We start from the raw sequence: 19,738 nt of genomic DNA, 5'->3' as shown, positions 1-19,738 counted from the left end.
CACACCCCACGGAGATCACGATGAGTTCACGCAACAGCCAGGCGAACAAGGCAGCGGCCCGCGAGCGGCTGCGCGCCGAGCGCGAGGCGCAGGCCAAGAAGGACAAGGTGCGCCGCCAGGTGATCGTGGCGGGCGCCGTCGTCGCCGGCCTCGGCCTGATCGGCGCCATCAGCTACGCGGTCGTGCAGGCCAACCAGCCCGACCACTGGGAGAAGGCCGCCAAGGCCGAGCTGGTCAAGCCGAAGAACACCGAGGGCGAGGACGGCACCACCGTCGTCATCGGCAAGCCCGAGGCCAAGAAGACGCTGGAGCTGTACGAGGACTCGCGCTGCCCGGCCTGCGCCGGCTTCGAGCAGGCGGCCGGCGAGCAGATCAAGAAGGACGTGGACGCGGGCAAGTACAAGCTCCAGTACTTCGGCGCCACCTTCATCGACAACGCCGCCAAGGGCGAGGGCTCGAAGAACGCGCTGAGCGCGCTGGGCGCGGCGCTGAACGTCAGCCCGCAGGCCTTCCTCGACTACAAGGCCGCGCTGTACTCCAAGGAGCAGCACCCCGAGGAGACCGTCGACAGCTTCGCCAAGGACGAGTACCTGCTGAAGGTCGCGGACACGGTCCCGGCGCTCAAGGGCAACGCCGAGTTCAAGAAGGCCGTCGAGGACGGCACCTATGACCGGTGGGCCATGGACATGTCGAAGGCCTTCAACAAGTCCGGCGTGACGGGGACCCCGACGCTGAAGATGGACGGCAAGAAGATCGACACCCCGCAGACGGCGGAGCTGTTCACGGCGGCGATCGACAAGGCCCTGCAGGGCTGATCCCCGGACATTCCGGGACAGGCTTCCCGGCAGGGCCGCGCATCGGGCGGGCGAACTCCCAGAGTTCGCCCGCCCGTTGCATTCCGACGTCTGTTCCATCAGGTGTACCCGTCGGTAATGTGACCGGTCGTGACCAGTCATCTCACCCCTTCTCAGACCGCGGCGACTCCCCGCCGCCGTACGGTCGTTCTCGCCGCCGCGGCCACGGCCGCGCTGGCCCCGCTGACCTCGCTCGGCGCCTCGGCGGCCCACGCGGCGACGCAGGCCGCGCCCGCCTTCCTGCACGGCGTCGCCTCCGGCGACCCGCTGCCCGACGGGGTCCTGCTGTGGACCCGCGTCACCCCGACCCCGGAGGCGGTGCCCGGCTCCGGCCTCGGCCCGGCCACCCAGGTCGGCTGGGAGGTGGCCTCCGACCAGGCCTTCTCCCGGATCGTCGGCTCCGGCACCGTCACGGCGAGCGCCGCCGGCGACCACACCGTCAAGGTGGACGTGCGCGGGCTCCAGCCGCAGACGCCTTACTGGTACCGGTTCACCGCCGGCACCACGGTCTCCCCCGTCGGGCGCACCCTGTCCACCCCGGGCCACGACGTGACGACCTCCGGGGTCCGCTTCGGCGTGGTCTCCTGCTCCAACTGGGAGGCCGGCTACTTCTCCGCCTACCGCCACCTGGCCGCCCGCACCGATCTGCACGCGATCCTGCACCTGGGCGACTACATCTACGAGTACCAGACCGGGGGGTACCCGGAGGCGAAGTACGTCGTGCGCCAGCACGAGCCGAAGCACGAGATCGTCTCGCTGGCCGATTACCGCACGCGGCACGGCAAGTACAAGACGGACGCCGACCTCCAGGCGCTGCACCACGCGCACCCGGTCATCGCCATCTGGGACGACCACGAGTTCGCCAACGACACCTGGGCTGGCGGCGCCGAGAACCACACCCCGGGCGCCGAGGGCGAGTGGGCGGCCCGCGCGGCCGCCGCCAAGCAGGCGTACTTCGAGTGGATGCCCGTACGCGCCTCCATCGCGGGCACCGTCTACCGGCGGCTGCGCTTCGGCACCCTCGCCGATCTGCACCTGCTCGACCTGCGGTCCTTCCGTTCGCAGCAGGCCAAGGTGGGCAGCGGCACGGTGGACGACCCGGAGCGCACCATCACCGGGCGCGCCCAGCTGGACTGGCTCAAGTCGGGCCTGACGGGCTCCAACGCGACCTGGAAGCTGGTCGGCACCTCGGTGATGATCTCGCCGGTGGCCTTCGGCTCGCTGCCCGCGCACCTGCTGAAGCCGCTGGCGAAGCTGCTCGGCCTGCCCGAGGGCGGCCTAGCGATCAACGTGGACCAGTGGGACGGGTACACCGACGACCGCAAGGAGCTGCTGGGCCACCTCAAGGACCGGAACGTCAAGAACACCGTGTTCCTGACCGGTGACATCCACATGGCGTGGGCGAACGAGGTCCCGATGAACATGGCCACGTACCCGGGCTCGGGGACCGCCGCGACCGAGTTCGTCGTCACCTCGGTGACCTCCGACAACATCGACGACCTCCTGCACGTGCCCGCGGACACCGCCTCACTGGTCGCCGAGACGGCCATCAAGGCCGCGAACTGGCACGTGAAGTGGCTCGACATGGACGCGCACGGCTACGGCGTGCTGGACGTGACGGCGGAGCGCTCGCAGATGGACTACTACGTCGTGTCCGACAAGCGGCGGCAGGACGCCACGACCTCGTGGGCCCGTTCGTACCGGACCCTGAACGGGACGCAGAAGGTGGAGCGGTCGTACCAGCCCGTCCACTGATTCATCTGATTGACCGTCAATCATCCCGCCACAGGGGGCACCTGGTTCCTACCAGGTGCCCCCTGTGCGTTTCCGGCAACAAATCTTTTACGCAGGGCACTTGACCTGAATATGTCATGGACACATAAACTTCCCGCCAGCTGAAGAAGATCCTTCAGGCCATCACCCCCCACCACCCCCCACCCGCGAGGAGCACACGTGCGCGCAATTGCCCGCATATCCCCCCTTCTTCGCCGCCGCCTGATGGGCACGGCAGTTCTGGCCGGAACCTTGGCCTTCACCCCGCTCGCGGCCCCCACCACGCTCGCGGCAGCCAAGACCCCCGCCGAGCAGTGCGCCGAGCAGCCCGCCGCCGGCGCCGCCAACGCCCGCGTGACGCGCGCGCACGACGAGCACGCGGACGAGCCCAACGCGGTCACCGACGCGCAGGCGCAGGTCATGGACGCCGACCTCAAGGCGAAGCTGGACAAGGCCCTCAAGAACCAGCCGCAGCGCAGCCTGCGCGCCGCCGAGGCCGCCAAGACCATCCCGGTGTACTTCCACGTGATCCACTCCGGGAACACCGGAAAGCTGACGTCCACCCAGATCAACAACCAGCTGGCGGTCCTCAACGCGGCCTACGGCGGCCAGGGCACCGGCAACGTCAACACGAACTTCCAGTTCACCCTGGCCGGGACCGACTACACGGACAACGCCTCCTGGTACAACCTGGCCGACGGCTCCACCGCCGAGAAGAACATGAAGAACACCCTGCGCAAGGGCGGCCCCGGCGCGCTGAACTTCTACACCGCCAACCTCTCCGGCGGCCTGCTCGGCTGGGCGACCTTCCCGACCTCCTACGCCTCCAGCCCCAAGATGGACGGCGTGGTCGTGCTCGACTCCTCGCTGCCGGGCGGTTCCGCCGCCAACTACAACGAGGGCGACACCGCGACCCACGAGGTCGGCCACTGGATGGGGCTCTACCACACCTTCCAGGGCGGCTGTAACGGCAACGGAGACTACGTCTCCGACACCCCGGCCGAGAAGACCGCGGCCTTCGAGTGCCCGACCGGCCGCGACAGCTGCACCGCCAAGTCCGGCGTGGACCCGATCCACAACTTCATGGACTACACGTACGACTCCTGCATGTACCAGTTCACCGCCGGCCAGGTGGCCCGCATGAGCAGCAGCTGGACCGCGTACCGCGCCGGCTGATCCCCCTGCCACGACGAAGGGCACGGCCCGGCATCCGCCGGACCGTGCCCTTCGTCGTACCGCCTGCCCGAATACCCGCCTACAGGCTGTCGAGGAAGCCGATCGCGACCTTCCACAGCTGCTCCGCGGCCTGCGCGTCGTAGTCGTCCAGCTCCGGGTCGGTGAACAGGTGCCCGGCACCCGGGTAGCTGTGGACCTCCACGTCCGCCCCGGCCCGCTGCATCCGCAGGTACCAGGCGGTCAGCCAGTCGTGCGGCTCGAAGGGGTCCGGGTCCGCGATGTGCAGCTGCACCGGCAGCTCGTCCACCGAGGCGTCCTCCTCCAGGTCCGCCGTCCCGTGCAGGAGCAGCAGCCCGCGCGCCTTCTCGTCGGCCATCGCCAGGTGCTGGGCGACGGAGCCGCCGAAGGAGAAGCCCGCGTAGACCAGGCCCTGGTCGGAGTGGGGGGCGGCGGCCAGCACCGCGCGCTTCAGCAGCTCGTCACGGCCGATCTCGTCCCGGTGGGCCATGCCCTCCTCGACGGTCTCGAAGGTGCGTCCCTCGAAGAGGTCCGGCACCTGGACCTGGTGCCCGGCCGCGCGCAGCCGGTCGGCCGCCGCGTGCACCGCGGGCCGCAGCCCGTACGTCGAGTGGAAAAGCATGATGTTCATGCCTCCATCGTGCCAGCCCCCGAACGGAAGGTGCCCGCGGACCGCTTCCCGCTACGTTCCTCCCATGGAGATGGAGAACTTCCTTCGCCCCGCCCTCGTCATCGGCGGCGCGCTGGTCGCCACCCTGATCGCGGGCTGGCTGCTGGACCTGCTGCTGCGCCGGGCCGACGCCCGGCACACCGAGACCCCGCTGTGGGGCCTGCTGCGCCGTTGCCGGCTGCCCTTCCAGGTGGTGCTCTGCGCCTCGCTGCTCAGAGGCTCCTACCGCTGGGCGGGAGTCCTCCCCGACCACCCCTTCGGCGTCGGCCGCTTCCTCACGCTGGTGCTGATCGCCTCCGTGGCCTGGCTGGCGGTGCGGATCGCGACGGCGGCCGTCGACTCGACGTACGCGCGCTACGCCGCGGTCACCGAGGACGACGCGCGGGTCCGCCGGGTCCGCACCCAGGTCACGCTGATCCAGCGGGTGGTGACGGCGGTGGTGGTCGTGGTCGCCGCGGCGGCGATGCTGCTGACGTTCCCGCCGATGCGTACGTTCGGCGCCTCGATGCTGGCCTCCGCGGGCGTCCTCGGCATCGTGGCGGGCATCGCCGCGCAGGCCGCGCTCGGCAACCTCTTCGCCGGCCTGCAGATCGCCTTCGGCGACACCGTCCGCATCGGCGACACGGTGGTGGTCGACAAGGAATGGGGACGCGTCGAGGAGATCACCCTGACCTTCCTCACGGTCCGCACCTGGGACGAGCGCCGCATCACGATGCCGGTCTCGTACTTCACGAGCAAGCCCTACGAGAACTGGTCACGCGGCGGCGCGCAGATGACCGGCACGGTCTTCTGGCACCTGGACCACCGCGCACCGCTCGACCTGATGCGGGAGCAGCTCCAGGAGATCCTGAAGGACCTCCCGGAGTGGGACGGCCGCGGCGGCGGCCTGGCCGTGACGGACACCACACCGCACACCGTCCAGGTCCGCGCGGTGGTCACGGCGAAGGACTCGGACGACCTGTGGACCCTCCGCTGCGCGGTCCGCGAACGCCTGATCAACTGGCTCGTCACCCACCACCCCTACGCCCTCCCCCGAGTCACCACAGCCAAAGCCACCCCCCGGCCGGACGATTCCAGCCCGTCCGGCGTTTGAGGACCGGGGTCCGGGGCGGAGCCCCGGGAAGCGGCGCTCGGCCCTGGCTCAAAACGTCAGCCGGAACAACGCACCCCCACCCACCGCCCGCTCGGCCGAGAGCTCGGCCCCGTGCGCCCGCGCGATCTGCCGAGCCATGGCCAGCCCCAGCCCCGACCCCGGCAGGGCCCGCGCGGCCCCCGCCCGGTAGAACCGGTCGAAGACGTACGGCAGGTCCTGCTCCGCGATCCCCGGCCCGTGATCCCGTACGGTCAGCTCCGGCCCGGGCTTCGGCCCCGCTCCGATCACGGCCAGCTCCACCTCCACCGGCAGCCCGGCAGGGCTGAACTTCGCCGCGTTGTCCAGCAGGTTCGACAGCAGCCGGCTGAGCCGCGCCGGCACCCCCGGCACGACCACCCCCACCGCCCCCTCCGCCACCCGCACCCGGAACTCCACCACCGGCCAGTGCGCCCGCGCCGCCTCCACCCCGTGCCGCACCAGCGCGTCCAGCCGCACCTGCTCCACCAGCGGTGTCGGCTCCTCGTCCCGCGCCAGTTCGATCAGGTCGTTCACCAGTCCCGTCACTTCCCGCAGCTGCCGCCCCAGTGCGGCCGACGCCCGCTCGCGCTGGGCGGCGGTCAGCCGCTCGCCCTTCGCCAGCAGCTCCGCGTTGGTCCGCAGCGCCGTCAGCGGGGTCCGCAGCTCGTGCGAGGCGTCCGCGACCAGGCGCCGCTGGGCGGTGACGGACTGCTCCAGCTCGCCGAGCATGGTGTTGAAGCTCCCCGCCAGCCTGGTGATCTCGTCCTCCCGCCCGGACGGACCCCGCGAGGGGAGTTCGATCCGGTGCCGCGGATCCCGGGTCGCCGCGATCCGCTCGGCCGTCGCCGTGAGCCGGGTCACCGGGGCGAGACCGGTCCGGGAGACCCAGTAGCCCAGTACGGCGGCGAGCAGCACCCCGGCCGCCGCCGTGAGGACGAGCCACCCGGCGGCCTCCTCGATGCCGGACCGCACCGTGTCCGCACGCAGGGCCACCTGGAGGGCCCGCCCCTTGGCGTAGTCGGTGGTGAGCATCCGCGCGGGGTGTCCGGCCAGCGTGATGTTCGTGTAGTACGGGGCCCGCGCGCCGGCGGCGACCTTCCGCGCGGTCGGGTCCACGGGCAGCAGGCCCGGCGTGGCGGGGTCCTTGGCCGGGTCGGCCGGCACCACCTCCGCGCACGCGGGGGCGGCCAGGAAGCGGCACTCCCCGGCGAGCGTGCCCGGCCCCGCGCCCGGATTGCGCTGTGCGGCGAGCCGGGCGGACTGGGTCAGGCTGAGGTCGAGCTGCTCGTAGAGCGCGGACCGTACGACGAGGAAGGCGGCCGCGCACACCACCACGGCCACGAAGGCCACGGCGGCGGTGACGGCCAGCGCCAGCCGGGTCCGCAGCGGCCGGCGCCGTCTCCAGGCGGCTCCGAGGCCCCGGCGCCCCGATCCGCTCACGCCGCGTCCAGCCGGTAGCCGACCCCGTGCACGGTGTGGACCAGCCGGGGCTCGCCCCCGGCCTCCAGCTTCCGCCGCAGGTAGCCGACGTAGACGGCCAGGGAGTTGGAGTCGGGCCCGAAGTCGCGCCCCCACACCAGCTCCAGGATCACCTCGCGCGGGAGCACCTGGCCGGGGTGGCGCAGGAGCAGCTCCAGCAGCGCCGCCTCGGTGCGGCTGAACTCCAGCGGCCGCCCGCCCCGCCGGCCGGTCCGCGTCCCCGGGTCCAGGACGAGGTCGTCGAAGGCCAGCGGGCCCGACCCGGCCGGGTCGGGCGCGGCCCGCCGCAGCAGGGCCCGTACCCGGGCGACCAGCTCGTCCAGCGCGAACGGTTTGACGAGGTAGTCGTCGGCCCCGGCCTCCAGCCCGTCGACGCGTTCGCTGACGGAGTCGAGCGCGGTCAGGACGAGGACGGGCGTGCGGTCGCCCATCGCGCGCAGTTGCCGGCACACGCCGAGCCCGTCGAGCACCGGCATCATCACGTCGAGCACGACGGCGTCCGGCTCCCAGGCCGCCACCTCGGACAGCGCGGCCAGTCCGTCCGCCGCTCCGCGCACCTCGTACCCCTCGACGGCCAGGCCGTCCTCCACTGCGGCGCGCACCTCGGGCTCGTCGTCGACCACCAGGATCCGATGACTGTTCAGGGAGCTCATGGAACAAAGCCTGCCAAAGGCTTCGGCGCGAACCTCTTAGAACCTTCTTAGGGCGCACCGGGAGGGTGCGGCCATGACCACTCGACACACACCAGACACACCCGCGGCCCTGTCCGTCGTGATCGGTGCGGGCGGCACCGGCGGCCACATCTACCCGGGGCTCGCCCTCGCCGAGGCGCTGCGCGCGGCCGTCCCGGGCGCCGTGGTCTCGTTCATCGGGACCGAGCGGGGCCTGGAGACCGAGCTGATCCCGGGCGCCGGCTACCGCCTGCACACCGTCGACATGATCCCCTTCGATCCGGCGTTGGGCGCGCAGCGGTTCCTGCTGCCCGCGGCCCTGCTGCGCTCGGCGCACCAGGCCCGTGCCGTGATCCGGGCGCAGGGCGCGCACGCCGTCGTCGGCATGGGCGGCTATCCGAGCGCGCCGGCCGTGCTCGGCGCCCGGCTGGCGGGGCTGCCCGCCGTGATCCACGAGTCGAACGCGGTGCCGGGGCGCGCCAACCGGTTCGCGGCCCGGCTCACCCCGCACGTCGCGGTGGCCTTCGACCGCAGCCGCGCCCACCTGGCGGGCGGCGAGCGGGCGCTGACCACCGGAATGCCGATCTCCGCTGCCCTGGCCGGGCTCGCGGAACTGGCCGGGCCGGAGCGCGCCGCGCTGCGCGTCGAGGCCCGGCGGGCGCTGCGGGTCCCCCCGGGGCGGCGGCTGGTGGTCTTCAACGGCGGCAGCCTGGGCGCCGTCCGGCTGACCGGGGCCGCGGTCGCGCTGGCCCGGCTCTGGCAGGGGCGCGACGACGTACAGCTGCTGGTCAAGACCGGTCCGGCGGCGCTGGACGGCGCCCTCGCCGACCTCGCGGCCTCCGGCGGGCGGCGGATCGCACGGGCCGTGCCGTACCTGGACCGGATGGACCTGGTGTACGCGGCCGCGGACCTGGTGGTGTGCCGGGCCGGGTCGGCGACGGTGGCGGAGCTGGCGGCGACCGGCGTCCCGGCGGTGCTCGTCCCGTACCCGCACGCCCCGGGCGACCACCAGACCCACAACGCCCGGGTGCTGTCCGACGCGGGCGCCGGGCTGCTGCTGTCCGACGCGGAGACCACTGCCGAACGGCTCGGCGACCTCATCGGCCCGCTGCTGGCCGATCCGGTCCGGCTGGCGTCGATGGCCGGCGCCGCCGACCCCGGCCCGCACGCGCGGGCCGCCGAACTGCTGGCCGCGGAGGTCCTCCGCGTCGCCGGCGTCCGCCTTCCCACCCTGGAGCACGCATGACCCTCGACTGGAACGACCGCACCGTCCTCGTCACCGGCGCCGAGGGGTTCATCGGCTCGACGCTGGTGGACCTGCTCGTGGCCCGCGGCGCCCGGGTGCGCGCCTTCGTGCACTACAAGCCGTACGCCGAGAAGGGCCACCTGGCGCGTTACCTCGCGGACCCCGGCGGCCCGGTGGAGATGTGGGCGGGCGACGTCCGGGACGCGGGCCGGGTCAGCGACGCGGTGGCCGGCTGCGACACCGTCTTCCACCTGGCGGCGCTGATCGGGATCCCGTACAGCTACGCCTCGCCGGGCGCGTACGTGCAGACGAACGTGACCGGCACCGAGAACATGGCGGAGGCCTGCCGCCGCCACGGGGTGCGCCGCCTGGTCCACACCTCCACGAGCGAGGTCTACGGCACGGCGCTGACCGCGCCGATCTCCGAGGGCCACCCGCTCCAGCCGCAGTCCCCGTACTCGGCGTCGAAGATCGGCGCGGACATGATGGCGCTCTCCTTCCACCACGCGTTCGAGCTGCCGGTGACGGTGGTGCGCCCCTTCAACACGTACGGCCCGCGCCAGTCGGCCCGCGCCGTGATCCCGACGATCCTGGCGCAGCTCCACGCGGGCTCGCGGGAGATCCGGCTCGGCTCCCTCTCCCCCACCCGCGACTTCACGTACGTGACGGACACGGCCGCGGGCTTCCTCGCGGTGGCGGAGTGCGACCGGGCACTGGGCGAGGTGGTCAACCTCGGTACGGGCGAGGAGATCTCCGTCGGCGACCTGGCCCGGGCGCTGATCAGCGCCTCCGGCCGGGACGCGGAGGTGGTGGTGGACCCCTCCCGGCTGCGCCCCTCCGGCAGCGAGGTCCACCGGCTCCTCTCGGACAACTCCCGCGCCCGCGACTGGGCGGGCTGGAAGCCCGAGGTCTCCCTGGCCGAGGGGCTGCGCCGCACCTCGGACTGGATCGCGGCGAACCTTCACCTCTTCGCCCCGGACCGCTACCAGGTCTAGACACCCCTTAGAGGAGGGCGGCGGCGGACTCCTCGGCGAGGTCCTCGGCGTGCGGCGGCAGCGGACCGCCGGCGCGCAGGTGCCGGCGGACGACCGAGAGCGGCAGGTCGATCAGGGCGAGGGTGACGCGGTCGCGGCCCTGCGGGTCCGTCGCGCCGAGGGCGGCGGCGAGAGCGGCGACGGCGGTGTACACGCGCTGGTTGCCGGAGTCGGCCCGCCGGGTGTGCTCCTCGGACCAGTCGGCGCGGCCGAACTCCGCGGGTCCGTAGAGCAGGAGGGCGGCCTCCTCCTGGTGGGCGCGGCTCCACGCCACGACGTGCCGGGCGGCCGCGCGGGCGGCCCGGCGGGGGTCGGGGTCGCTGTGGAGGGTGGCGAAGTAGCCCTCCTGGAACCGCTCGACGCTGCGCAGCCACACCTCGGCGAGCAGGGCCGGACGCCCGCTGAAGCGGTGGTACATGGAGCCGCTGGGCGCGCCGACCGCCTGGGCGACGGCGGACATGGTCACGCCGCCCGGTCCGGCGGAGGCCGCCAGCCGGACGGCGGCGTCGAGGATCTGGTCGGTGTCGAAGCGGGGTGGTCTCGCCATGAATCAGAGAGTACCCTCCAGATTATTAGAGACACCTCTCTAATAATCTGAGGGGAGGACGCATGGGCGTCTACAACGTGCACGAACGCCTGCTGGGGGCCAAGCAGAGCGAGGTCGGCGCGCTCATCGACACACTGTCCAGCGGAGAGGGCGACCGGCTGTGGCCCGGCCGCCTGTGGGAGGACATGGAGCTCGACCGCCCCCTGGGCGTGGGGGCGGCGGGCGGGCACGGACCGGTGCGCTACACGGTGGCCGCGTACGTACCCGGGACCTGGGTCCGCTTCACCTTCACCGGGCCCCGCGGGTTCCACGGCTTCCACGAGTTCACCGCGCTGGCCGTCGACGCCGAGCGGACCGTGCTGCGGCACACCATCGCGATGTCCGTCAGCGGCGTCTCCCGCATCACCTGGCCGCTCGCCGTCCGGCCGCTGCACGACGCCTTCCTGGAGGACAGCCTCGACCGCGCCGAACTGGCCTGCACGGGCACGGTCGCCCGCCCGGCCCGCTGGTCCCCGTACGTCCGCCTCCTCCGCGGACTGGAACGGGTCGCGAGCTAGGGAGCGCGCAGGCTGCGTACGTCCAGGTGCCGCAGCACCCGGTCGACGACCTCCGGGTCGGAGCCGGGTTCGCTGCGGGCGGCCAGCACCTCGTGGCGGGCGGCCGACATCATCTCCCGCTGGATCCGCTGGATGTCGTGGAGCCGCTGCACCCGCTTCGCGTACGCCTCGCGCCGCTCCTCGTCCACCATGTCCGGGCTGATCCTCGCCCCCACGTCGTACGCGCGCCGGGTCAGCTGCTCGATCAGGTCCTCCGGCAGCTCCTCGGCCTCGTCGATCTCCTTCAGCCGCCGCTTCGCCGCCTTCGCGGCGCGGATCGCCAGCTGCCGCTCGGCATCCCGCCGCACGTCCGTGTCGGCCTCCACGCCCAGCCGCCGCACCAGCCACGGCAGGGTCAGCCCCTGGCACACCAGGGTCGCCATGATCACCGCGAACGCGATGAAGATGATCTCGTCCCGCGCCGGGAAGGGCTCGCCGGAGTCCGTCTTCAGCGGGATGGCCAGGGCCAGGGCCACCGAGGCCACCCCGCGCATCCCGGCCCACCACATGACCACGCTCTCCCGCCAGCTCAGCGGGATCTCCTCGTCGTAGTCGCGCAGCTGGTGCAGCTTCTTCGCGAGCCAGCCGGCCGGGAGCAGCCACGCCAGCCGCACCCCGACCACCACCGCGACGACGATCGCCGCCCATCCGGCCATCTCCCACACGCGGTCCTGCGCCGTCCCGAAGACGCTGTGGAGCTCCAGCCCGATCAGCCCGAAGGCCACGCCGGTGACCAGCGTGTCCACGACCTCCCAGAAGGTGTGCCCGGCGAGGCGCCCCAGCACGTCGTCGGCGTCGGAGGCGTATTCGGCGAGGAACAGGGCCGTCGTCAGCACGGCCAGCACCCCCGACCCCTGGAGTTCCTCCGCGACCACGTACGACACGAACGGCACCAGCAGCGTCAGCCCGATCTGGAGGGTGGCGTCGTCGAGCCGGCCCATCAGCCGGTGGGTGGTCCAGCCGAGGGCCAGGCCGACGACCACGGCGACGACCGCGGACAGCACGAACTCCCCCAGCGCTTCGGGCCAGGAGAAGCTGCCGCTGACGGCCGCGGCGATCGCCACGTGGTAGAGCACGATCGCCGTCACGTCGTTGAAGAGCCCCTCGCCCTCCAGGATCGACACCATGCGGCGGGGCAGCCCGAGCGATCCGGCGACGGCGGTGGCGGCGACCGGGTCGGGCGGGGCCACGAGCGCTCCGAGCGCGACGGCGGCGGCGATCGGCAGCGTGGGCACCACGGTGTACGCGACGGCGGCGACGGCGGCGGTCGTGACGAACACCAGGGCCACGGCCAGCAGGAGGATGGGCCGCACGTTGGCGGCGAACTGCCGCCACGAGGTCCGCTGCACGGAGGCGTACAGCAGCGGCGGCAGCACCAGCGGCAGGATGAACTCGGGCGCGACGTCGACCTCCGGCACGGCCGGCACCAGCGCGAGGACCACGCCGCCGAGGGTCATGAGAACGGGCGCGGGCAGTCCCAGCCGGTCCCCGAGCGGCACCATGACCACGGCGCCGAGCAGCAGCACGAACAGCAGAGCAAGCTGATCCACTCCCCCACCCTGCCAGTCCGCTGCGCTTGGCTCGGGCGGTGAGTACAGCGCCCCGCGTGTCGCGCCCCACCACGAGGCTCCGCCCCGTACCCCCACGGCGCTCCGCGCCCGCGCCTCAAACGCCGGCGAGGCTGAAAAGCCAGGGCTACGGCAAGGGGCGGCGCATTGCGCGGTGGGGGATGGCCGCGTCCTGGAACTCCGGGCCGTAGGCCGCGTACCCGAGGCGTTCGTAGAAGCCCAGCGCATGCGTCTGCGCGCCCAGGTCAACGGCCGTCAGCCCGCGCCGCGACGCCTCGGCCTCGATCGCCCGGACCAGGGCCACACCGACGCCCAGCCCGCGCGCGACCTTGCGTACGGCCAGCCGGCCGAGCGAGCCGACCGCCGGGTCGTCCGTCTTGGCCCGCGCGGCGGCGCCGTGCAGCAGCCGGCCGGTGCCCAGCGGCTCCCCGTCCGGCCCCACGGCCAGCACGTGCACCGCGCCCGCGTCGTACGCGTCGTACTCGATCGACTCCGGCACCGACTGCTCGACCACGAAGACCTCGGACCGCACCGCGAAGCAGGACTTCAGGTCCTCCTCCGAGACGGCGACCCGCACCTCGAAGCCGACGGCGGTCACTCGCTCTCCGCCCGGATCACGTCCAGCGCGTGCTGCAGGTCGGCCGGGTAGCCGCTCTCGAACTCCACCCACCGGCCGTCGGACGGGTGCTCGAAGCCGAGCCGCACCGCGTGCAGCCACTGCCGGGTCAGGCCCAGCCGCTTCGCGACCGTCGGGTCCGCGCCGTAGGTCAGGTCGCCGACGCACGGGTGCCGGTGCGCGGACATGTGCACGCGGATCTGGTGCGTACGGCCGGTCTCCAGCTTGATGTCGAGCAGCGAGGCGGCGCGGAAGGCCTCGATCAGGTCGTAGTGGGTGACGGAGGGCTTGCCCTCCTGGGTCACGGCCCACTTGTAGTCCGCGCTGGGGTGGCGGCCGACCGGCGCGTCGATCGTGCCGCTCATCGGGTCCGGGTGGCCCTGCACCAGCGCGTGGTAGCGCTTGTCCACGACCCGCTCGCGGAACTGGTTCTTCAGCGAGGTGTACGCGCGCTCCGACTTCGCGACGGCCATCAGGCCGGACGTGCCGACGTCGAGGCGGTGCACGATGCCCTGGCGCTCGGAGGCGCCGGAGGTGGAGATGCGGTAGCCGGCCGCGGCGAGGCCACCGATGACGGTGGTGCCGGTCCAGCCGGGGCTCGGGTGGGCGGCGACGCCCACCGGCTTCATGATGACCACGATGTCGTCGTCGTCGTGGACGATCTCCATGCCGGGGACCGGCTCGGCGACGACTTCGACCGCCCGCGGCGGCTCGGGCATCTCGACTTCGAGCCAGGCGCCACCGTGCACACGCTCGGACTTCCCGACGACACTGCCGTCGACCGACACCTTCCCCGCGGCCGCGAGATCGGCCGCCTTCGTCCGGGAGAAACCGAACATACGGGCGATGGCGGCGTCGACGCGCTCGCCTTCGAGGCCTTCGGGAACGGGCAGGGTGCGGATCTCGGGAATCGTACTCACCTGTCGAGTATGCAGGACTCGACGGCGCGCCCGTCCCGCGATCAGTCCTTGTGGACGGTCCCGTCGGGGTCCAGGCCCTTGAAGGACAGCAGGACGATCAGGATGCCTCCGCACACGATCGCCGAGTCCGCGAGGTTGAAGACGGCGAAGTGGGCCGGCGCGATGAAGTCGACGACCGCGCCCCGGAACACGCCCGGCGAACGGAAGATCCGGTCGGTCAGGTTGCCCAGCGCACCACCCAGCAGCAGGCCCAGCGCGATCGCCCACGGCAGGCTGTAGAGCTTGCGCGCGAGCCGCACGATCACCACGATCACGGAGGCCGCGATGCAGGTGAAGATGATGGTGAAGGCCTCGCCGAAGCCGAAGGCGGCGCCCGGGTTGCGGACCGCCTCGAACTTCAGCAGGTCACCGATGATCTCGATCGGCGGCTGGTGCTCCAGCTTCGCCACGACCAGCATCTTGGTGCCGAGGTCGAGCACGTAGGCGAGCACCGCCACGACGAGCAGCGCCGCGATCCGCCGGCGCCCCTTGGGCACGGCGGACTCCGGCTGGGCGTCGTCCCCGACCTCCGGCATACCGATGATGCGCTCCGCCTCTGCCACGTGAGAGTCCCTCGAACTAGCTCGAACCAGGTTCCTCCTGGACCCTGACGAGACACGAGGGTACGTCAGGGCCCCCGCACACCGCCTGCCCCACCTCCACCTGATTCCGCGCCCGCCGCCGCCCAGGCCCTGCCCTGGTGCCGCTGCCCTAGTGCCGCCGCTCCTGCTTCTGTTTGCAGTCCACGCACAGGGTGGCCCGTGGGAAGGCCTGCATCCTGGCCTTGCCGATGGGCTGCCCGCAGTTCTCGCAGAGCCCGTACGTGCCCGCCTCCAGCCGTTCCAGGGCCCGCTCGGTCTGCTCCAGCATCGAGGTGGCGTTCGCCGCGAGGGCGAGCTCGGACTCCCGGGTGATGTTCTTGGTGCCGGTGTCGGCCTGGTCGTCGCCCGCGCCGTCGCCCGAGTCCCGCATCAGGCCGCTGATCGCCACCTCGGAGGCGTCGAGCTCGGCGCGCAGCCGCAGCACCTCGCTCATCAGCTCGCTGCGGGCCTCGTCGACCTCCGCCTGGGTCCAGGGGTCCTCGCCGGGCCGTACGGCGAGCTCGCCGGGGGTGAGGGCCGCTGTGGCCCGCGTCTTGGGCAGCCCGCTGGTGGCGGCCGTGGCCGCCTTCCTCGCCGTGCCGGTGCTCTTCTTGGCAACCACTTTCCGGACTCCCGTCTTCTCAGCGGCGTGCGCCGCCCCCTCGGTCCCGGCCTGCTTGGCCGTGACCGTCCGCTTGTCGACGGCGGTCGTCTTCGTGACGGCGGTCGCCTTGTCGGCCGGCGCCTTCCCGGCCGGAGCCTTCTTCGCCGCGGTCTTCTTCGCCGCGGTCTTCTTCGCCGGAGCCTTCGGGGCGGCGGCGGTCTTCCCGGCGGCGGTCGCCTTCTCGGCAGCGGTCGCCTTCTTGGCGGGGGCCGTGTCCTCGGAGGCCTCCGCCTTCCCCGCGGCCTTCCCGACAGCCTTCTTGGCAGTACTCCCGGCGGTCTTCTTCGCCACCATGGCCGCGGCCCCTTCACATACTGTGATCATTGCTCGCGAATCGTGCCGGAACGATAAATCGGCTCCAGCCCCGCGGCAACGGGGCACGCATCCACCGAGGTCAACCTGCATCCGTTGTGCCCATCCGGAGCCCCGGTAATCCGCCACTCCCGCCCCACCCGCGTCCGTACCGGCGCCTCGGGTCCATTCGGGTCACGCACGGCCCGCCGCGTGCCCCCGGCCGCGCTCCGATCGCGCTCCTGTCGCGCTCGTGTCGCGCCCCCGCCACGCCGTGCCGCCGCCGCCCGCACGGGCCCCCGTAAACCGGTCGGCCGTGCGCGCCCCCGGCCCGTACACTGGGCCCAGCGAAAGGCATGGACGGGGACGAGTAGCGCCGTACGCAGCCAGGAGCGACCCGGGGACGGTGAGAGCCCGGGGGCGAGCGCGATGCGAAGGATCACCCCTGAGCCGCCGGAAGAAAGCCCGCACGGATCCCCGTGGAGCGAGTAGAACCGGCTTCGCACCCCAATGAGGGGGCCACCGGATCCGTCCGGCGGCCAAGGAGGGTGGTACCGCGGGAGCAGGCGTCCTGGATTTCCAGAACGGCTCTCGTCCCTCCGGACGGAAGTGACATCCCGCCGGAGGAAGAGTTCAGCCTCATGACCACACCGCCGCAGTACCGCCCGGTACCCGCCCAGGTCGACCTGCCTGCCCTTGAGCACGCGGTCCTCGACTTCTGGCGCGAGAGCAAGACCTTCGCCAAGACCCTGGAGCAGTCCGAGGGACGCCCCGAGTGGGTCTTCTACGAGGGCCCGCCGACCGCGAACGGCATGCCCGGCGCGCACCACATCGAGGCCCGCGTCTTCAAGGACGTCTTCCCCCGCTTCCGCACCATGCGCGGCTACCACGTGGCCCGCAAGGCCGGCTGGGACTGCCACGGCCTGCCCGTCGAGCTCGCCGTCGAGAAGGAGCTCGGCTTCAACGGCAAGCAGGACATCGAGGCGTACGGCATCGCCGAGTTCAACGCCAGGTGCCGCGAGTCCGTGACCCGCCACACCGACGCGTTCACCGAGCTCACGACCCGGATGGGCTACTGGGTCGACCTGGACGACGCCTACCGGACCATGGACCCCGAGTACGTCGAGTCCGTGTGGTGGTCGCTGAAGGAGATCTTCAACAAGGGCCTGCTCACCCAGGACCACCGCGTCGCCCCCTGGTGCCCGCGCTGCGGCACCGGCCTCTCGGACCACGAGCTGGCCCAGGGCTACGAGACGGTCGTCGACCCCTCCGTCTACGTCCGCTTCCCGCTGACCTCCGGCCCCCTCGCGGGCGAGGCCGCGCTCCTGGTCTGGACGACGACCCCCTGGACCCTGGTGTCCAACACGGCGGTCGCCGCCCACCCCGAGGTCACGTACGTCGTCGCCACGAATGGCGAGGAGAAGCTGGTCGTCGCCCAGCCGCTGCTGGAGAAGTCCCTGGGCGAGGGCTGGGAGGCCACCGGCCAGACCTTCACGGGCAAGGAGATGGAGCGCTGGACGTACCAGCGCCCCTTCGAGCTCGTCGAGTTCCCCGAGCCCGCCCACTACGTCGTGAACGCCGAGTACGTCACGACCGAGGACGGCACGGGTCTGGTCCACCAGTCCCCCGCCTTCGGCGCCGACGACCTCGCGGTCTGCCGCGCGTACGGCCTGCCCGTCGTGAACCCGGTCCGCCCCGACGGCACCTTCGAGGAGGAGGTCCCGCTCGTCGGCGGCGTCTTCTTCAAGAAGGCCGACGAGAAGCTGACCGCCGACCTCGACGCGCGCGGCCTGCTCTTCAAGCACATCGCCTACGAGCACAGCTACCCGCACTGCTGGCGCTGCCACACGGCCCTGCTCTACTACGCGCAGCCGTCCTGGTACATCCGCACCACCGCCGTCAAGGACGCGATGCTGCGGGAGAACGAGAAGACGAACTGGTTCCCGGACTCGGTCAAGCAGGGCCGCTTCGGCGACTGGCTGAACAACAACATCGACTGGGCGCTGTCCCGCAACCGCTACTGGGGCACCCCGCTGCCGATCTGGCGCTGTGAGGAGAACCACCTCACCTGCGTCGGCTCGCGCGCGGAGCTGACCGAGCTGTCGGGCACGGACCAGTCGGCCCTGGACCCGCACCGCCCGTACATCGACGACGTCACCTTCCCCTGCACGGCGGAGGGCTGCTCCCTCGAAGCGGTCCGTGTGCCGGAGGTCATCGACGCCTGGTACGACTCGGGCTCGATGCCGTTCGCGCAGTGGGGCTACCCGTACAAGAACAAGGAGATCTTCGAGAAGCGCTACCCGGCGCAGTTCATCTCGGAGGCCATCGACCAGACCCGCGGCTGGTTCTACACGCTGATGGCGGTCGGCACCCTCGTCTTCGACAAGTCCTCGTACGAGAACGTGGTCTGCCTCGGCCACATCCTCGCCGAGGACGGCCGCAAGATGTCCAAGCACCTGGGGAACATCCTCCAGCCGATCCCGCTCATGGACCAGCACGGCGCCGACGCAGTGCGCTGGTTCATGGCGGCCGGCGGCTCCCCGTGGGCGGCCCGTCGTGTGGGCCACGGCACGATCCAGGAGGTCGTCCGCAAGACCCTCCTCACGTACTGGAACACGGTCGCCTTCCAGGCCCTGTACGCCCGTACGTCGAACTGGGCGCCCTCCGCGGCCGACCCGGCCCCGGCGGACCGCACGGTCCTGGACCGCTGGCTGCTGTCCGAGCTGAACACCCTCGTGGCCGAGGTCACGGACGCGATGGAGTCGTACGACACCCAGCGCGCCGGCAAGCTGCTGTCCGCCTTCGTGGACGACCTGTCGAACTGGTACGTCCGCCGCTCGCGCCGCCGCTTCTGGCAGGGCGACAAGGCCGCGCTGCGCACCCTGCACGAGGTCGTCGAGACGGTCACGCGCCTGATGGCCCCGCTCACCCCCTTCATCACCGAGCGGGTCTGGCAGGACATGATCGTTCCGGTCGCCCCGGACGCCCCGGAGTCGGTGCACCTGTCGACGTGGCCGGTGGCGGACGGCACCCAGGTGGACCGGACCCTGTCGCAGCAGATGCAGCTGGTGCGCCGCCTGGTCGAGCTGGGCCGGGCGACGCGTGCCGAGTCGGGCGTGAAGACCCGCCAGCCGCTGTCGCGCGCGCTGGTCGGCGCGGCGGGCTTCGACGCGCTGTCGCCGGAGCTCCAGTCCCAGATCACGGAGGAGCTGAACGTCTCCTCCCTGGCCTCCCTGTCGGAGGTCGGCGGCTCGCTGGTCGACACGACGGCGAAGGCGAACTTCCGGGCGCTGGGCAAGCGCTTCGGCAAGGGCGTGCAGGACGTCGCGAAGGCGGTGGCCGCGGCCGACGCGGCGACGCTGTCGCTGGCCCTGCGGTCCGGCTCCGCCGAGGTCGAGGTGAACGGGGAGTCCGTCTCCCTCTCCCCGGAGGAGGTCATCATCACGGAGACCCCGCGCGAGGGCTGGTCGGTGGCGTCCGACTCGGGCGCGACGGTGGCCCTGGACCTGGAGATCACCCCGGAGCTGCGGCTGGCCGGTCTGGCGCGTGACGCGATCCGGCTGATCCAGGAGGCCCGGAAGAACTCGGGGCTGGACGTGGCGGACCGCATCGCCCTGCGGTGGGTCTCCGACGAGGCCGAGGTGGTTCAGGCCCTGACGGACCACACGGCCCTGATCGCGGACGAGGTCCTCGCCACGGACTTCGCGTCCGGCGAAGCCGATGCCGCCTACGGTGACCCGTTCACGGACGAGCCCCTTGGCCTGACGTTCCGCCTCCGCAAGGCGTAACCCCCGGCCCGAGCGGCCCGCATCCCCACAGCCGGGGGTGCGGGCCGCTCCCCGTTCCCGGGGCTCCGCCCCTTCCTGGGGCTCCGCACACGGGTA

The 19,738-nt window shown here is 72.2% G+C and carries 17 protein-coding genes; 8 read left to right on the top strand and 9 right to left on the bottom strand.

Annotated features, from left to right (window positions below):
* The first annotated feature begins 20 nt into the window (after positions 1-20).
* The 3 genes from ACFYZ4_RS07710 (at position 21) to ACFYZ4_RS07700 (ending at position 3,803) form a co-directional block, all read left to right on the top strand.
* Positions 21-815, top strand: a complete 795-nt coding sequence (locus ACFYZ4_RS07710) for a DsbA family protein (protein ID WP_351298218.1) — start codon at positions 21-23, stop codon at positions 813-815.
* A gap of 129 nt (positions 816-944) precedes the next feature.
* Positions 945-2,609, top strand: coding sequence for an alkaline phosphatase D family protein (locus tag ACFYZ4_RS07705; RefSeq protein ID WP_351298220.1), 1,665 nt, complete (start codon positions 945-947; stop codon positions 2,607-2,609).
* 243 nt (positions 2,610-2,852) lie between these two features.
* On the top strand, positions 2,853-3,803 hold the full coding sequence (locus tag ACFYZ4_RS07700) for a zinc metalloprotease (protein ID WP_351298260.1): 951 nt from the start codon (positions 2,853-2,855) through the stop codon (positions 3,801-3,803).
* A 79-nt stretch (positions 3,804-3,882) separates the two neighbouring features.
* Here ACFYZ4_RS07700 and ACFYZ4_RS07695 read toward each other — a convergent pair whose 3' ends face one another.
* A complete protein-coding gene (locus ACFYZ4_RS07695; RefSeq protein ID WP_351298223.1) occupies positions 3,883-4,452 on the bottom strand; it encodes a dienelactone hydrolase family protein in 570 nt (189 codons plus the stop codon).
* A 70-nt stretch (positions 4,453-4,522) separates the two neighbouring features.
* Here ACFYZ4_RS07695 and ACFYZ4_RS07690 point away from each other — a divergent pair, with 70 nt between their 5' ends.
* Positions 4,523-5,584, top strand: a complete 1,062-nt coding sequence (locus ACFYZ4_RS07690; RefSeq protein WP_351298262.1) for a mechanosensitive ion channel domain-containing protein — start codon at positions 4,523-4,525, stop codon at positions 5,582-5,584.
* A 48-nt stretch (positions 5,585-5,632) separates the two neighbouring features.
* Here ACFYZ4_RS07690 and ACFYZ4_RS07685 read toward each other — a convergent pair whose 3' ends face one another.
* Both ACFYZ4_RS07685 and ACFYZ4_RS07680 read right to left on the bottom strand, forming a co-directional pair.
* Positions 5,633-7,042: a HAMP domain-containing sensor histidine kinase gene (locus ACFYZ4_RS07685; protein WP_351298226.1), complete on the bottom strand. Its 1,410-nt coding sequence runs from the start codon at positions 7,040-7,042 to the stop codon at positions 5,633-5,635.
* Positions 7,039-7,734, bottom strand: a complete 696-nt coding sequence (locus ACFYZ4_RS07680; protein WP_351298229.1) for a response regulator transcription factor — start codon at positions 7,732-7,734, stop codon at positions 7,039-7,041. Before ACFYZ4_RS07680 ends, ACFYZ4_RS07685 begins: the two co-directional genes overlap by 4 nt.
* A 73-nt stretch (positions 7,735-7,807) precedes the next feature.
* Here ACFYZ4_RS07680 and ACFYZ4_RS07675 point away from each other — a divergent pair, with 73 nt between their 5' ends.
* Both ACFYZ4_RS07675 and ACFYZ4_RS07670 read left to right on the top strand, forming a co-directional pair.
* Complete coding sequence (locus ACFYZ4_RS07675; protein ID WP_351298232.1) at positions 7,808-8,998, top strand: UDP-N-acetylglucosamine--N-acetylmuramyl-(pentapeptide) pyrophosphoryl-undecaprenol N-acetylglucosamine transferase; 1,191 nt, start codon at positions 7,808-7,810, stop codon at positions 8,996-8,998.
* Positions 8,995-9,993 carry an SDR family NAD(P)-dependent oxidoreductase gene (locus ACFYZ4_RS07670; RefSeq protein WP_351298235.1) on the top strand — a complete coding sequence of 333 codons (999 nt, stop codon included), beginning with the start codon at positions 8,995-8,997 and terminating at the stop codon, positions 9,991-9,993. Before ACFYZ4_RS07675 ends, ACFYZ4_RS07670 begins: the two co-directional genes overlap by 4 nt.
* Positions 9,994-10,000: 7 nt before the next feature.
* Here ACFYZ4_RS07670 and ACFYZ4_RS07665 read toward each other — a convergent pair whose 3' ends face one another.
* Positions 10,001-10,579: a helix-turn-helix domain-containing protein gene (locus ACFYZ4_RS07665; protein ID WP_351298238.1), complete on the bottom strand. Its 579-nt coding sequence runs from the start codon at positions 10,577-10,579 to the stop codon at positions 10,001-10,003.
* Positions 10,580-10,641: 62 nt separating this feature from the next.
* Between ACFYZ4_RS07665 and ACFYZ4_RS07660 the strand changes: the two genes are divergently transcribed.
* Complete coding sequence (locus ACFYZ4_RS07660) at positions 10,642-11,136, top strand: SRPBCC family protein (protein WP_351298241.1); 495 nt, start codon at positions 10,642-10,644, stop codon at positions 11,134-11,136.
* On the opposite strand, the gene ACFYZ4_RS07655 is transcribed toward ACFYZ4_RS07660, so the two are convergent.
* The 5 genes from ACFYZ4_RS07655 to ACFYZ4_RS07635 form a co-directional block, all read right to left on the bottom strand.
* The gene (locus ACFYZ4_RS07655) at positions 11,133-12,725 is read right to left on the bottom strand and encodes a Na+/H+ antiporter (protein WP_351298244.1); all 1,593 of its coding nucleotides are present in this window, start codon (positions 12,723-12,725) and stop codon (positions 11,133-11,135) included. The genes ACFYZ4_RS07660 and ACFYZ4_RS07655 overlap by 4 nt on opposite strands.
* A gap of 145 nt (positions 12,726-12,870) precedes the next feature.
* Positions 12,871-13,341 carry a GNAT family N-acetyltransferase gene (locus tag ACFYZ4_RS07650; protein WP_351298247.1) on the bottom strand — a complete coding sequence of 157 codons (471 nt, stop codon included), beginning with the start codon at positions 13,339-13,341 and terminating at the stop codon, positions 12,871-12,873.
* Complete coding sequence (locus ACFYZ4_RS07645) at positions 13,338-14,279, bottom strand: RluA family pseudouridine synthase (RefSeq protein ID WP_351298250.1); 942 nt, start codon at positions 14,277-14,279, stop codon at positions 13,338-13,340. Before ACFYZ4_RS07645 ends, ACFYZ4_RS07650 begins: the two co-directional genes overlap by 4 nt.
* Before the next feature lie 41 nt (positions 14,280-14,320).
* Positions 14,321-14,881 carry a signal peptidase II gene (gene lspA, locus ACFYZ4_RS07640; protein WP_351298253.1) on the bottom strand — a complete coding sequence of 187 codons (561 nt, stop codon included), beginning with the start codon at positions 14,879-14,881 and terminating at the stop codon, positions 14,321-14,323.
* A gap of 148 nt (positions 14,882-15,029) precedes the next feature.
* Positions 15,030-15,887 carry a TraR/DksA C4-type zinc finger protein gene (locus tag ACFYZ4_RS07635; RefSeq protein ID WP_351298255.1) on the bottom strand — a complete coding sequence of 286 codons (858 nt, stop codon included), beginning with the start codon at positions 15,885-15,887 and terminating at the stop codon, positions 15,030-15,032.
* 608 nt (positions 15,888-16,495) lie between these two features.
* On the opposite strand from ACFYZ4_RS07635, the gene ileS reads away from it, so the two are divergent.
* Positions 16,496-19,642, top strand: a complete 3,147-nt coding sequence (ileS, locus tag ACFYZ4_RS07630; protein ID WP_351298258.1) for an isoleucine--tRNA ligase — start codon at positions 16,496-16,498, stop codon at positions 19,640-19,642.
* Positions 19,643-19,738 lie beyond the last annotated feature (96 nt).

Origin of the sequence: Streptomyces sp. NPDC001513, assembly GCF_042894695.1 — a bacterium.
Taxonomy (GTDB): domain Bacteria; phylum Actinomycetota; class Actinomycetes; order Streptomycetales; family Streptomycetaceae; genus Streptomyces.
The sequence above is the reverse complement of the archived record's forward strand: the minus strand, read 5'-3'. Positions and strand labels throughout refer to the sequence as shown.